We start from the raw sequence: 13,944 nt of genomic DNA, 5'->3' as shown, positions 1-13,944 counted from the left end.
GTCTAAAAATAGAACTTTTTGTATTGTTCCGGTGGGTCGGGGCATCCCGGAGAGGAAACCTTAGAAGAGTGGAGCCTTAATCATAAAGTTTTAACCCTGTTATGCATAGCCTGCTAACCATAAAGGCTCCACTCTTCTTGCGGTAACTTCTGACCGTATCGTTAATAAAGTAACCCGTGTATCCTAAGCAATAGCTGGAGTTGGTAAGAAGCCCACACTGAACCGCGCTTGTCAGTGTGGGAGTATGTCACACCAGTCCCCACCTAAAAATCTTTGATGGGCGGTGGGCTGCTTTCAATAGCTGGCAAGCGTAGCATGGGCTACGCCCATTAGCCCTAGGTTGAATGCTGACCTAGGGATTTTTATTTGCTGAGATTAAATCATCCATAAGTTAGAGTTAGTATATCATTTGTTATGATAAGGGTAAAGTTGCCGTAACCAGCATTGATGCGGTTATCATGGTAGTCAAGTACCCGCACTCGTACTGTTAGGTCGAGCTGCGCTAAATCCAAAAGCCTTTATACGTATTTTGCCCCGTGGTATCTCACTCAAAGGATGAGATACCACCTTGAGCAATTGAAAACAAGGGAATATATGGCAAAGGATTTTACTCGATTGCGCAAACTTAGAAAACTACAAAACTCTTGATGATCCGTAAGAGGCAATAGGAATGGAGAGCCGGTTGCCGTGTGATGACAGCCAATATAGGGAGCGTCTAGCAGAGGCAGCACGCCAAACTTTCGTTCCTACATTACCAAACAACATTCCAGATAATGTTGATGACCTTGCGCGGTTCCCTCGCGCCGGTGAAGCTGCTCAACTTTTAGAGAAAGGGATTGAGCAGCACCAGCGATGTCAATTCTTCGCAGCAAGACAGTCGTTCCAAGAGGCACTAGCAATATATGCGCAATTGGGAAATAGACGGGGTCAAGGAAAAGCTCTGAGTGGTATGGCACTAACTGCTTATTCCTTAGACAACTTTCCACAAGCGATAAAATATAGTAACAAAAGTCTTGCGATCGCAAAAGACATCAAAGACCAGCGTCTTGAGGGTCAGGTTTTGGGAATTTTGGGAAATGCCTACCGTCACCAAGGAAATCACCTCAAGGCCATTGACTATGGTCAAAAAAGCCTAACTATTATGCGGCAACTCCAAGACCGACTGGGAGAGGTCACTGCCTTGAACAATCTAGGATTGGCCCATAAGGCACTAGGAGATTTCCCCCGAGCAATGGCTTGCCAGCAACAGAGCCTCTATGTTGCCCAGACTCTTGGGTTACCTGAGCTAGAGGAGCGAATTCTGAGAAATCTCAGTAACTCCTGCTACTCCATCGGTGATTATGCTCAAGCTATTGACTATTACGAGCAGCGTTTTGCGATCGCACAGCAGATGGGTGATCGTCCCCTACAAGGACAGATTCTGGGCAAGCTGGGTAATGCTTGCTTGGCACTAGGAGATTATATTCAAGGGATTTACTATATTCAGCAGCAATTGCTTAAAGCTCAACAAATAGGTAATCGCCGTCTAGAACAACAAGCCTTAGGTCGCTTGGGAAAGGCTTATGATGCCTTAGACAATTATGGCCAAGCGGTTGAATACTATGAACAACGCTTGAGTATTGCCCAAGCCATCGGTGACCGGAAGGCAGCAAAAAAAGCCATAGCTAGTCTGAAAGCCGCTTATTACTCTCAAGGAAACTACACCAAAGCTATGGAGTACCATCATAAAAATTTAGCACTGACTAATCCCTAAGAGAAATGGTAATTCTGGTGGGGATAAGGCTCTTACCTATTAGCCATTCCCAAAACACCGACACTGATCTCTATCAAAATACCGATAAAATAGGGTTCATATCATATCAGGATAATTACCCTGTCTTGATGCAGTCGCTCATGGGGGAAACCACGGCAGTCGCTCATGGGGGAGACCCCCAAGACCGCGCTGCCTTCCCAAGACCGCGCTGCATCGCTTAATAAAAACCTCCCCAATCTCCCCATCTCCCCATCTCCCCATCTCCCCACACTCCCCGCGCCCCCGCCCCACACTCCGCTTAATTATGGGTATTCAACCAGACTTGGTATCACTTATTGTCCTCTATATACTTGCGCTGGCTCGGAGGGGCGACCCACAGTAGACAATAGCCGCTAGTCGCTTTTTTGCCCCCAAAGTTTAACCGGATTCCTGCGTCTATGGCATCCTTTTGACACTCTAAGTTATCCAAATAGCCCGCATTCCACTTGGTTATATTTCTGGCTAATTTGCCCTCTTTACTGATTGCCCAATTTAAGGTAGATGCTTCGTCTAGGGTAAGTTGTCTAGAACCATTGGGGTCTAATTTTGGCTGACTTAACTCAGATAGCCCCCAACCCGCTCCTAGTCCACAAAGCAATGACAAAACCACAGCTCCACAGATGGCTGTAATGTTTGTAACAGGAGATGCCTTAACAACCGGAAAATTCATTGACCCTTTGGATGGATAGGAACAGGGCTGTCTTTCTGAGTTGGATTCTAGGGTTACCTTTGATTGCTCTATCGCAGACGCGTTCGCCTTTGGCGCGCTCTGAAGAGCGTTCGCTGAAAGCGGGGCTGAGGCCTTTGGCCACGCTTCGCGAACGCCCATCGCTTTAGAAATTTCTTGGCGGTGAATATCCACGGTGGATTGCCCCACGACATCAATCATTTGCTGGATATCTTTTTCCCAACTTCGGAATAACTGCTCTAAGGATTTAGGAGTATCTGCTAAGATTTTTTCCAAACTGGACGTTGCTACCAAAAATAGGAATAGCGGGTCATTAGCGTCCACTTCTGTCGCAACAACTAAATCTAAAATTTTTGCCTTAAAGCTATCCGAACGTCCTTCTAACAGCTTTTCCAATAGAGAGTAATCCGTCTTATCCCTCTCGTCAATTAAATCTGACAGACTTTCAGGTTGCTTGATGTGGGAGAGGTTTTCTTGAGAAAGATTACTTCCTACCATTTCCCTAATTCCTTGTTTGCTTACTTCTTTATAAATAGCCATAAAATTCGAGAATAACAATATTTGTAAATATTTGTTACATAAAGACGTTAAAATCCTGAAACGATAAAAATTCTCTGAAAAAAGGAACGTTACTATAAGGGGTTATATGTACATAATCAATCCGTTGCTCTGCCCACGAGAGTACTACCAAGAAATAGAAACACTCAAAAACTTGAACACGTTAAATCAGGAAGCATTCAGCAGTTAGCTAACGGGCTACGCCCAGGCTGAAAGCACCGATTGCGCTACTTAAATCAAGGGATTTAGAAGAAGGAATTTATGGCTATGACCCACCTAAGTGCTGAAACTCACCACACTGATCCTCAGATAATTGATGATGATTTTTTAGATTATCCCCACGTAGATCATATCTGTCTTCAATTAGAGGAAGTCACCCTAGGAGCTTATAGCCTTGATAACCAAATTGTTTTTAGCTTACGACAAATGTCTATACCGATTAGACAGTCTCCAAGACAAGCTCAACAATTTATTGAAGAAAATGGCTATCCCAAATTATGGGTTACTGCTCCTTCCCAGAGAAAATTGACTGTTTATCCTATCAACAGCTTACTGGCTTATTGGAAATATTTAGTTGCAGAGAATCTCATCCCCCCCTACCTGGATAAAAATCAAACAGTTTCCTTAAAGCAACTCATTGAACAATTAGAGAAAGACCCAAATCAATTAATCCAAGCAAGGGTGAACTTAATTAACCAAGATTCAGATTGGCTACAAGCAACCCCGACTAGGATTACAATTGGTCAATCCCAATTAGAAATATTAAAGACAGAGGATGATCAGGAGTTTCGGGTTAGTTTATCCGCTGCCATGGATGCCATAGGCTCATCGGTTGCCTTACTGGTGGGAATTATTAACTCAAGGAGAAAACTCAAAAAATTGAAAGCCAAAGGGTTTTCGGGTAAGATACTATTCTGTTATACAGAAACTCAAGGGATAATGAAAACTATGAGTTTAGGAGATTGTCTTCAGATTTGGGAATACTTTGCCCTTAAAGGCAATACCAAAGCTGTCTATCTCCTATCGTCTTGCAGCAAACTGGGGATAAATTATCTGCTGGAATTTAAGTCTTAATCAGCAGTTAGTGAAACCTAATCGAGATAAACAATCTCTTGATGAAACTGCTTGGTAATCGGTAAGAATTAAGTGGTAATGGGTAATGGTATAGGAGTAATCACAATAATTACCCATTACCCATTACACTTAACTAGATATCATATCACGTCTGAATGGGGAGATGCTAACAAGTGGTATTCATGATAATTATCCGGAGATAATATCACTTAAGACCCAACATTTAATCTTTCTCCCCACAAGGTAGTTATTTCCCTAGCAAAAATTGATTTATCTGGTGAAGAGGAAGGCTTACAAACTCCTTCTGCTCGATTTTCCATTGCTAAAACTCTCTCTGTATCCTGAGAATACAAGGGAGTCATTGCCTCTCGCTGCTGCAATAGATTTTCCAATTCAATTTTAAAAGGAGTTCTCTGACCTTGATGGAACACTCGCTGCACGGCTGATTCTACAATGGCACGAATTTCTGCTCCAGTACATTTTCGTGTTGCACTCAATAATCGACGCCATTGTTTTTCTGTTAATGGTCCATTTCCCTCCCGATAACGAGGATCAAATCGGCTAGCATGGAGTTTAAAAATCTCAAACCGTTCAATCTCTTTGGGAAAACCGACATAAAATAGTTTGTCAAATCTGCCAGCACGAGTTAATTCTGGAGGCAAAGCATCTAATCGGTTGAGAGTCCCAATCACAAATGTGGGAGTTGTCTTCTCCTGCAACCAGGTTAATAGAATTCCTAGAATTTGTTTGGTGTTATTTGTTTGGGAATCAAAAAACTTGTCCAATTCATCGAGAAACAAAACACAAGGACTCGCGGCCTCAACTCGACACAAGAGTCGTTTTAAATGGGTTGGACTACTACCAATTACTAAATCCACTCCCATGCTAATTAAAGGAAATCCTAAGGTTTGAGCACAGACTTTGGCAGCAAAGGTTTTTCCTGTTCCTGGAGGACCAATCAATAGCCATCCCTTGGGCAATGGAATTCCATAAGCTCTGGCTTGATCAGAAAAATCTTGTTTCACCCATTCCAAGGCTTGTTTCAGTTTATCTAATCCCCCAAATTCCCCAACATCAGGTTTGAGGAACTCTAAACCAAATCCTTTGAGTCTGTGAATTTTGTAATTGATTAATTGCTTGGCTAGCTCTGATTGAGATTGGGCTTTGTTGACTGCTATATGAAATTGCTTGCGTTCGCCTTTGGCGCGCTCTGAAGAGCGTTCGCTGAAAGCGGGGCTGAGGCCTTTGGCCACGCTTCGCGTTCGCGTAGCGTCGGCTTTGCCGAAACGCCCATCGCTTAACAGGCAAGACACTATGGGAGCGTATTTATTTTTTTTCGCCGCCAGTTTGACAGCCATCCGAATTTCTTCCGGAGTCAATCCCCCGATAGACCGAGCTAGTCTATCGTCTAGAGGTGTTTCTTGGTCAGCCAAACCATATTCTACTAAATGAGTTTTTAATAATGCTGTGACTTCCTTGGGCTCTGGAAAAGGAAATTCGGCAGCAGGAATAATTGAGTTTAAAATTCGAGGTAACTCATTCTCCCCCGTATCCAAAAGAATTATAAACTTATCGCTTGATAGACCAAAGTTGTAGAGAACATTAGACAATGAGGTTCTGATAGTTATGGTTTGCCCACTGTCAGCACTATCGAGTAAAGACGGTAAATCTTCTAAGATAAATAAGGCTTTACCAGAATAGGCTTGGCAAAAATTCAACACTTCAACAACCTGTGAAAATGGCTCACGCTCTTCTAGGACATTAACCATTGAACTTTCTAAGGTTTGAGAATTTCCATCCCATTCAATTTTCTGAAATCCACGACTAGCTAAATTCCAGAGGTAAACCAGGAATACTCCATCCTGGGTAAGACTCTGACAAATCCACCTGAGTACATTGTGTCTTTCAATCAAGGGAATTCCTATAGATACTGCTCTATAGCATTCTAATAATGTCCCAACTTCGGGTATATTCATTCTCAAGCAAACGTTATTGATTCAAAATGAAACTATAGCATTTTCCAAATAGGTGATGTCCCCAAAATTTCGATAAAATTAAAAATGCTATAGTTCAGGTGGTTTATTGTTGAGGGTTAACAGTTAACAAAAAGCATCACAAAGATAGCTCCTTTGATTTTTGTTTGAGATTAATCGGTTGCGATATAGGTGTTTTAGCTGGCGGTTGAAAAGCCTGTCCATTGCTTGAAGCCAGTGCTGTTAGACTGGAGTGAGCAAAGGGGTTAGGAGCACCTAGGCTTTGAGATTTTAGAGACTGCACTGATGATCGAGAGGGCTGAACTAGTCGTTGTGGCGCTTGGCTCATTAAGGGTTTTAACGCTTGCTCAAAGTAGGATAAATCCCGTTGTGTCATCTGGGACATGAATTGTCCTTTCTGCTGTGAAAAGATGGTTCCTCGTCTGTCCTTAGCGGCAATTGTGAGATCGCCATTGGGAGTTGCTCTCCAGTTGTAGTTGAGTTTACCTTCAACCTGGACAGTATTTCCTTGTGATTGGGCATATTCGACCAATGTATCTGCAACTGCCTTGACACGACTAAAGTAGTCAGCCTCAGAGGCTCCTAATTGCTGAAATTTTCCCTCAGGTTTCTGTCCCCAATCTAACTGCTTTTTAACCTGTGAAATTTCTTGATATTGCTGTTCATTTAGTTTGGGTTCTCCCTGTACAGTGACCCCCATAGCACCAGCGCGAAACTTGATCAATTCCTTACCTTTTTTGTCCCTCATTGCATAGGAATTATCCTTGCGATGAATCGTATAATCTGCTGATTCATAGGTATCTTGTCCTGGTGATGCTTGGGAATTGATTAAGCGGACTAAGGTAGCAGCAGCTTCTTTTTGACGGGATGTTTCATGGTAGTTAGACACAGCATTTTTGACTTTTTCTACTTTTTCTGAAATCGGTGAAACAACCTTTTCCCACCAACTCGGCTGTTTTGATTCAAGCATTCGGGCTTCAATCAATTCAGATAGAAACTCCGATTGCATAGCTTCTTGTTTTTGTTTTTGAGCCCTACGAAGCATACGCATCTCATTAACCTGGGACTGCAAAAACTTCTTTAGTGGTGTATCCTCTAAAGCCTGCACTGACCGTCGTACTGAATATAATCCACCTCTGTTTTCAGTATTAGCTTTGACGGGTTGGACTTTTGGTTTTAAAGGTTGGTTTTGTGGTTGAATTGGACTAGATACCTTTTGTTGTTGCCCCTGTAGTTGTTGTTGATCAAAAGCGTTAACCTTTACAACACCTTCATCATTGGTTTGTAAAATAACGATTCCATCCAATTCTACTTTTTTATTGGTCACCCCAACCATCTCTCCTACAGATGACTCTTTGGCTAAAGTCAACTGACCAATGATGTCTGAGTTTAAGTCATTGACCAACCTATCTCCATCTTTACCATAGACTACTTGATCACCGTCGGTAATTTTAATTTCAGGCTCTTGATTACTATTATATACCTGACCATTGAGTTGTTGACCCTGTCGATTTTGTTCTTGCTTTTGCTGCTGCTTTTGCCTAAAGGCTGCCAGTCCACTTGACCATTTGGAAATGACACCTTGGTATTGTCCTTGTAAAGATGATACATAGGACTCACTGACTATTGTTACTTTTGCCATGATTTTAAACTCCTAATGCTCCCAACCCTAAGGCTCCAAAAATTGCTGCTCGGTGCTGCAAGTTCTGAGTGCGATCAAGCCAAATATTTTTTCCTCGATAAAACACGCAAAGCTGCCCATCGAAATACCAAGCATTGTAGTCACTGACCTGATCGTTGTGCCTAGGCATTTCATAGGGTATGCCTTTGGACACCACTACGCCAGCTAATAATCCATATTGATCAAAAATCTCAATCACATTAGGAAAATAGTCGATGANTTCGATGCTGTAGGGCAAATAGACCAAAGTAAGTTAGCTTAGCGACATCTTGCTCTGGTGCATAGATACCAAAGACTCCGCAAGCTTCCTCTGGCTTGTCCAAGTGCTGGAGATAGTCATTCTTGGACTGATCACAATATTGCTCAGAGGAAAGGGATTGGTTGGGCATCATAACTATTATGGGTTGCTCCTAATTGCGGCATGAAGTCGGTTTAACCTAAATCCCAAGGGGATTGGTTCTGTATATTTAATTAAACTTAATGTTTCCTTAACGATATCACCTATACCATATTATTGTGGCTCAATGTCGGCAATTGCTGGATATTCCTAAAGCGGTTACTGCATTTTGCCCCCCGAAACCAAAGCTAAAACATAGCACATGCCTGACTTGGCACTGACGCGCTATACTTACGAAATCCAAATCCCATTCCGTTTCCCTCAACCCAATACAAGGGGGTAAGACTTGGTGTTTTAAAGCCATTAAACAAAAAGCAGTACCAATGGCTCCAGAGGCACCAAGAGTGTGACCGGTGGCTCCTTTGGTAGAACTGATTGCCACCTCTTGGGGAAATAGCTGCTGAATCAGCTCCGCTTCATTCTGATCATTGAGTGTGGTTCCGGTACCGTGGGCATGGATATAATCAATATCTGTAGGAAATAGGTGGCTACGGTCTAGACATTGTTTGATAGCTGCGATCGCACTCTGTCGATCTGGATTAGGTGTACTGACATGATAAGCCTCCGAGGTTAAGCCAAACCCCAATAATTTTCCATAGATAGGTGCTCCTCGACGACGAGCCAAATCCTCTGACTCCAATACCAAGACAGAACCTCCCTCTGCCAACACCAAGCCTTGACGTTGCTTGTCAAAGGGGTAAGCACCAGTTTTTGCTAGAGCCCCCATTTTAGTAAATCCGGCTAGGGTTAGAGGAGTAATTGGTGCTTCTACAGCACCAGCAATGACTCGTTGGCATTGACCGGTTTGAATCAATTCAAATCCTTGAGCGATCGCCCAAATTCCTGTTGCACAAGCTGCCATTGGTGCTAGTGCTGGCCCAAAGGAACCAATGTAATGGGCAGCAGCAATAGCCGGTTGATGGGGTAGAGTGTCTAACCAATGCTCTAGAGTTAATATCTCCTCATTTAAGATATCAAATCGGGGATACTCTGGTTCGGTGTCGAGTTTCCTCTGACTAGTGATCTGTTCCTGGGCTAGTTGCTCCCAAGCGGCCTGACAGCTACGACTGGAACCAATCACCACCCCACAACCCCTGAGAGGGATGGTTAAGTTAGCATCTTCAAGAGCATCTGCTACAACCTGGTAGGTCAGCTTTTCAACAGAAGCTGGTGTCTGACCAATCATAGCCAACGGTAGAGGTTGTAAATTGGCAAAGGGTCGATACCACCTAATAGCCGACTCACCGTTTAGCAAGTGCTGCCAACTGGGTTTGAGGCGACCTAAAGCAGATACTAATCCAATCCCAGTAACACATACCTCCACGAATTCGTTTAAAGATCGTTAATCGTTATCTTAAGGTTTCTTGAGGTTTTCGATGCCTTGAGTGACCTTGACTGATTCAATGCGATCGCCTTGCTGAATTTTGTCTACCACATCCATACCTTTAATGACTTTGCCAAATACAGCATAGTTCCCATCCAAGAAAGGCAGCTCTGCTAGGGCAAAGTAAAACTGTGAAGAGGCTGAGTTTGGCATTTGGGAACGAGCCATGGCTACAGCACCACGAGTATGAGTCAACTGAGGATCACCAGGAATTCCGGCTGCCTTAAAGGTTTTGCTGTATATCGGTTCCTTTGCCCCCTTCGGCTTAATTTCTAATGGGATATAGCGAGTTTCGTTCGTTTGTGGATCGATGAACCCCCCTGTGCCCAGAAGCTCTACTGGAAATTTTGGGTTTTTTCCTTGGGGATCACCACCTTGGACAACAAATGGTTGAGGTTCCCTTACCACTCGGTGAAACACTAGTCCGTCATAAACACCCTTGTCAACCAGATCCACAAAATTGCCAGCTGTAATCGGGGCATTGCTTCCATACACTTCAATAGTAATCGGTGAGCCTTTTACCCTCAGCTCAACAGTAGCTTTTTTGTCTAGTCGGGGTAAATTGCTGAATTGGGGATTGCTGGTGGTCTCAGCAGGAGTAGATTTGTTTTGGGGAGTTGATGATTCCGTTGAGTTCGGCGTTGGGCTGCTACATCCTGCTATTACCAGACCTAACACTACTAACATCACAGATAGCCAGCGCCGGATATTCATACTCATGCTTAGTTTAACTAGATAGTTTATATTTGTTTAATTTTTAAGTTTCTGTAGCCTATACTACTTAATTTTTTTAATAAGCTTTATTTAAACAGCTTTATTTAAACAGCTTTATTTAAACAGGAAGCAACTTGATAAGGGAGTGGGCCACCTGAGACTTTACAACCCTTCCAAGGGAACTCCGAGGAAACGAGCCAGCTCTGCTCCCTGATTTTCTAATTCCGAAAGGGAGATGGGTTGACCAACACGAGTTAGAGGAACTTCCCGGCGATCCTTAGTGCGCACGTAGAGGACTCGGCGTGGATTTAGACCCTCTTTGATGTCTACTCGAATCGACTGGACATCTTCTGTACGGCAACTGAATTCGACTTCACGGTTTTTACCGGGAAAGCCAGACCGCACTACTCTGACCATACCTGTTTCTTGGTTAAATTCATTGTACCCTCCACCGATATCCCAATAAATGGTTAGCCATAGGTAGAGAGATAGCAACAGCGCAGCAACGCCATAGAACCCCATTGCTACTCCCTGAGGGATAAAAATTAGGTTGGTTGCATCTCCAATCGGGAGTAGATCCATGTTGAGATAACTCGAAAGCCCTGCGAGGAAAAAGCCTATACCTCCTATGGATACAGCTCCTGCCACTAAATAGTTGCTCAAACGGCGAGAGCCAAGAACCGATTGTCGAAGTACCAGGTTTTCCAGTTGGTTGGTGGATGCTGCCATGAGAAGATGTGGTTGCCTCTAAGAAATCTGACTTGACAATAGCGCTGAGTTCGAGAGTAGATCAGTTGATTTACGGATACTGCAGCGAGCTCATCTAGAACTAGTATCACATTTTTGACCAACACAGGGAAATTATGTAACTTTTGACACCAAATATAAAAAAAATCTGAGGAGTATGTGTAATTTTGTAAAATTTTTGGTATTTATTATTATTGTATGTAACGTTTGTAACCCAACTCTCCTTATGGGAGAATCAAGTCAAGCGTTAAACTGTGTGATAGTTTAAGAAACATTAAGTGACCACAGCCTAACCTGATAGCCTGTGGCATCCCGTTAAAAGACAATCCTGTAAGAGGGAAGTGACTCTTGCCTCACTGAACTCTAAGGGAAATCCACCTCTAGAAGGGTGGGAGTGTCGGTAAAAAGACGTAAAAGCGTCCCAATTTTGAATCCTTGCAAATCGTTATATGTATGAGGATTTGAATCTATGACAGTAGCAGTAGGACGCGCCCCCAGCACCAGAGGATGGTTTGATATCCTCGATGACTGGCTCAAGCGCGATCGCTTTGTATTCGTCGGCTGGTCCGGCATTCTGTTGTTCCCCTGTGCCTACATGGCGTTAGGGGGCTGGCTAACTGGTACCACCTTTGTTACCTCTTGGTACACCCACGGCTTAGCCTCTTCTTACCTAGAAGGTTGTAACTTCCTGACCGTAGCAGTATCCTCTCCTCCTAACAGTCTGGGACATTCCCTGCTGCTGTTGTGGGGTCCAGAAGCTCAAGGAGACTTGACCCGCTGGTTCCAACTAGGAGGGTTGTGGAGCTTCGTAGCATTCCACGGAGCGTTTGGTCTGATTGGGTTCATGCTGCGGCAATTTGAAATTGCTCGTCTAGTAGGCATTAGACCCTACAACGCGATCGCATTCAGTGCGCCGATAGCAGTATTTGTCAGCGTGTTCCTGATGTACCCATTGGGACAGTCCAGCTGGTTCTTTGCTCCTAGCTTCGGAGTAGCAGGTATCTTCCGTTTCATCCTGTTCCTGCAAGGCTTCCACAACTGGACACTGAATCCCTTCCACATGATGGGAGTAGCCGGGGTACTCGGTGGGGCGCTGCTGTGTGCTATTCATGGGGCAACGGTAGAAAATACCTTGTTCCAGGATGGAGATAAAGCCAACACCTTCCGAGCGTTCAACCCCACCCAAGCGGAAGAGACCTACTCCATGGTCACCGCTAACCGGTTCTGGTCTCAAATCTTCGGGATTGCCTTCTCCAACAAGCGCTGGTTACACTTCTTCATGTTGTTTGTACCAGTAACTGGCTTGTGGATGAGTGCAGTAGGAATTGTAGGTTTAGCATTGAACCTGCGAGCCTATGACTTCGTGTCTCAGGAAATCCGGGCAGCAGAAGACCCAGAATTTGAGACGTTCTATACTAAGAACATTTTGCTAAATGAGGGTCTGCGGGCTTGGATGGCTCCAGCAGACCAACCTCACCAAAACTTTGAGTTCCCTGAGGAGGTACTACCGCGTGGTAACGCTCTCTAATACTATGGTTGCGGGCAATCGCGACCAAGAATCTTCCGGTTTCGCCTGGTGGTCTGGTAATGCCCGTCTGATCAACCTCTCCGGTAAGTTGCTGGGAGCTCATGTTTCCCATGCTGGCCTGATCGTTTTCTGGGCTGGCGCAATGACCCTATTTGAGGTTGCTCACTACATTCCCGAAAAGCCTGTGTTCGAGCAGGGATTGATTCTAATCCCTCACATGGCTACTTTAGGTTGGGGTGTTGGTCCTGGTGGCGAAATTGTTGACACTTTCCCCTACTTTGTTATTGGTGTCCTACACCTGATTTCTTCTGCCGTATTGGGCTTTGGCGGTATTTATCACGCCGTTCGTGGTCCTGAAGCCTTAGAAAGTTATTCTAACTTCTTTGGTTACGACTGGAAGGATAAGAACAAGATGACTAGTATCATCGGGTTCCACCTGATCATGTTAGGATTGGGTGCCTTCTTGCTGGTGATCAAGGCTATGTTCGTCGGCGGTGTTTATGACTCTTGGGCACCGGGTGGTGGTGCTGTTCGTTTGATCACTAACCCAACCCTAAACCCCGCTGTGATCTTCGGCTACTTAGTCGATGCTCCCTTCGGTGGTGAAGGTTGGATTATTGGTGTCAACAACATGGAAGACATCATTGGCGGTCATATCTGGATTGGTCTGATCTGCATCTTTGGTGGTGTATTCCATATTCTGACTAAACCCTTCGGCTGGGCTCGTCGTGCCTTTGTCTGGTCTGGAGAAGCTTACCTCTCCTACAGCTTAGGTGCCTTGTCCATGATGGGCTTCATTTGCTCTTGCTACGTGTGGTTCAACAACACCGCTTATCCTAGCGAGTTCTATGGCCCTACCAATGCTGAAGCGTCTCAAGCTCAGTCTTTCGTATTCTTAGCCCGTGACCAACGCCTAGGTGCTAACATCGCATCTTCCCAAGGGCCTACTGGTCTGGGTAAATACCTGATGCGCTCTCCTACTGGTGAAATCATCTTCGGTGGTGAAACCATGCGCTTCTGGGACTTCCAAGGTCCGTGGTTGGAGCCTCTACGGGGTCCCAATGGTCTGGATGTTAACAAGCTCAGAAATGACATTCAGCCTTGGCAGCTACGTCGTGCTGCTGAGTACATGACCCATGCTCCTAACGGTTCCATCAACTCTGTAGGTGGTATTATTACTGAGGCAAATTCCTTCAACTATGTCAACCCTCGTGCTTGGTTGGCTAGTTTCCACTTTGTGATGGCTTTCTTCTTCCTAGTTGGTCACCTCTGGCACGCTGGTCGTGCACGGGCTGCCGCTGCTGGATTCGAGAAAGGTATTGAGCGTGAAACTGAAGCAGTACTTAGTATGCCTGACCTTGACTAGGTGATTTTATTGAGTGAATAA

At 44.4% G+C, this 13,944-nt stretch carries 12 protein-coding genes and 1 pseudogene; 4 read left to right on the top strand and 9 right to left on the bottom strand.

Features of this window, described 5'->3' with window-relative positions; translation table 11 throughout:
• Nucleotides 1–670 precede the first annotated feature (670 nt).
• Nucleotides 671–1,753, top strand: a complete 1,083-nt coding sequence (locus tag F6J99_RS02310) for a tetratricopeptide repeat protein (protein ID WP_293111546.1) — start codon at nucleotides 671–673, stop codon at nucleotides 1,751–1,753.
• 101 nt (nucleotides 1,754–1,854) lie between these two features.
• Here F6J99_RS02310 and F6J99_RS02305 read toward each other — a convergent pair whose 3' ends face one another.
• Nucleotides 1,855–2,022, bottom strand: a complete 168-nt coding sequence (locus F6J99_RS02305; RefSeq protein ID WP_293111545.1) for a hypothetical protein — start codon at nucleotides 2,020–2,022, stop codon at nucleotides 1,855–1,857.
• A gap of 59 nt (nucleotides 2,023–2,081) precedes the next feature.
• Complete coding sequence (locus tag F6J99_RS02300) at nucleotides 2,082–3,020, bottom strand: DUF6753 family protein (RefSeq protein WP_293111544.1); 939 nt, start codon at nucleotides 3,018–3,020, stop codon at nucleotides 2,082–2,084.
• A 279-nt stretch (nucleotides 3,021–3,299) separates the two neighbouring features.
• Between F6J99_RS02300 and F6J99_RS02295 the strand changes: the two genes are divergently transcribed.
• The gene (locus F6J99_RS02295; protein ID WP_293111543.1) at nucleotides 3,300–4,112 is read left to right on the top strand and encodes a hypothetical protein; all 813 of its coding nucleotides are present in this window, start codon (nucleotides 3,300–3,302) and stop codon (nucleotides 4,110–4,112) included.
• 209 nt (nucleotides 4,113–4,321) lie between these two features.
• On the opposite strand, the gene F6J99_RS02290 is transcribed toward F6J99_RS02295, so the two are convergent.
• The 7 genes and pseudogenes from F6J99_RS02290 to F6J99_RS02265 form a co-directional block, all read right to left on the bottom strand.
• The gene (locus F6J99_RS02290; protein ID WP_293111542.1) at nucleotides 4,322–6,088 is read right to left on the bottom strand and encodes an AAA family ATPase; all 1,767 of its coding nucleotides are present in this window, start codon (nucleotides 6,086–6,088) and stop codon (nucleotides 4,322–4,324) included.
• 136 nt (nucleotides 6,089–6,224) lie between these two features.
• Complete coding sequence (locus F6J99_RS02285) at nucleotides 6,225–7,748, bottom strand: hypothetical protein (protein ID WP_293111541.1); 1,524 nt, start codon at nucleotides 7,746–7,748, stop codon at nucleotides 6,225–6,227.
• Between the two features lie 4 nt (nucleotides 7,749–7,752).
• Nucleotides 7,753–7,986, bottom strand: coding sequence for a hypothetical protein (locus tag F6J99_RS02280; protein ID WP_293111540.1), 234 nt, complete (start codon nucleotides 7,984–7,986; stop codon nucleotides 7,753–7,755).
• A 22-nt stretch (nucleotides 7,987–8,008) separates the two neighbouring features.
• Nucleotides 8,009–8,179: pseudogene (locus F6J99_RS45385) on the bottom strand (amidophosphoribosyltransferase); the annotation flags it as partial.
• Between the two features lie 129 nt (nucleotides 8,180–8,308).
• Nucleotides 8,309–9,508, bottom strand: a complete 1,200-nt coding sequence (locus tag F6J99_RS02275; RefSeq protein ID WP_293111539.1) for a beta-ketoacyl-ACP synthase — start codon at nucleotides 9,506–9,508, stop codon at nucleotides 8,309–8,311.
• Between the two features lie 30 nt (nucleotides 9,509–9,538).
• Nucleotides 9,539–10,288, bottom strand: coding sequence for a peptidylprolyl isomerase (locus tag F6J99_RS02270; RefSeq protein WP_293111538.1), 750 nt, complete (start codon nucleotides 10,286–10,288; stop codon nucleotides 9,539–9,541).
• Between the two features lie 156 nt (nucleotides 10,289–10,444).
• Nucleotides 10,445–11,011 (bottom strand): photosystem I assembly protein Ycf4, encoded by a 567-nt coding sequence (locus F6J99_RS02265; RefSeq protein ID WP_008183311.1) that lies wholly within the window; start codon nucleotides 11,009–11,011, stop codon nucleotides 10,445–10,447.
• A 487-nt stretch (nucleotides 11,012–11,498) separates the two neighbouring features.
• Here F6J99_RS02265 and psbD point away from each other — a divergent pair, with 487 nt between their 5' ends.
• Both psbD and psbC read left to right on the top strand, forming a co-directional pair.
• Nucleotides 11,499–12,557: a photosystem II D2 protein (photosystem q(a) protein) gene (gene psbD, locus F6J99_RS02260; protein WP_008183309.1), complete on the top strand. Its 1,059-nt coding sequence runs from the start codon at nucleotides 11,499–11,501 to the stop codon at nucleotides 12,555–12,557.
• Entirely contained in the window at nucleotides 12,541–13,923 is a 1,383-nt protein-coding gene (psbC, locus tag F6J99_RS02255; RefSeq protein ID WP_293111537.1) for a photosystem II reaction center protein CP43, read from the top strand. Before psbD ends, psbC begins: the two co-directional genes overlap by 17 nt.
• Nucleotides 13,924–13,944: the final 21 nt, after the last annotated feature.

It is taken from the genome of Moorena sp. SIO4G3 (genome assembly GCF_010692305.1).
Taxonomy (GTDB): Bacteria; Cyanobacteriota; Cyanobacteriia; order Cyanobacteriales; family Coleofasciculaceae; genus Moorena; species Moorena producens_A.
This window is presented reverse-complemented; position numbering and strand designations above follow the sequence as displayed.

What these genes read in the sequence shown, in the direction of transcription:
- F6J99_RS02310 (WP_293111546.1), top strand. Translation starts at nt 671, where the DNA reads ATGGAGAGCCGGTTGCCGTGTGATGACAGCCAATATAGGGAGCGTCTA.
- F6J99_RS02300 (WP_293111544.1), bottom strand. Translation starts at nt 3,020, where the DNA reads ATGGCTATTTATAAAGAAGTAAGCAAACAAGGAATTAGGGAAATGGTA.
- F6J99_RS02295 (WP_293111543.1), top strand. Translation starts at nt 3,300, where the DNA reads ATGGCTATGACCCACCTAAGTGCTGAAACTCACCACACTGATCCTCAG.
- F6J99_RS02290 (WP_293111542.1), bottom strand. Translation starts at nt 6,088, where the DNA reads ATGAATATACCCGAAGTTGGGACATTATTAGAATGCTATAGAGCAGTA.
- F6J99_RS02285 (WP_293111541.1), bottom strand. Translation starts at nt 7,748, where the DNA reads ATGGCAAAAGTAACAATAGTCAGTGAGTCCTATGTATCATCTTTACAA.
- F6J99_RS02270 (WP_293111538.1), bottom strand. Translation starts at nt 10,288, where the DNA reads ATGAGTATGAATATCCGGCGCTGGCTATCTGTGATGTTAGTAGTGTTA.
- F6J99_RS02265 (WP_008183311.1), bottom strand. Translation starts at nt 11,011, where the DNA reads ATGGCAGCATCCACCAACCAACTGGAAAACCTGGTACTTCGACAATCG.
- psbD (WP_008183309.1), top strand. Translation starts at nt 11,499, where the DNA reads ATGACAGTAGCAGTAGGACGCGCCCCCAGCACCAGAGGATGGTTTGAT.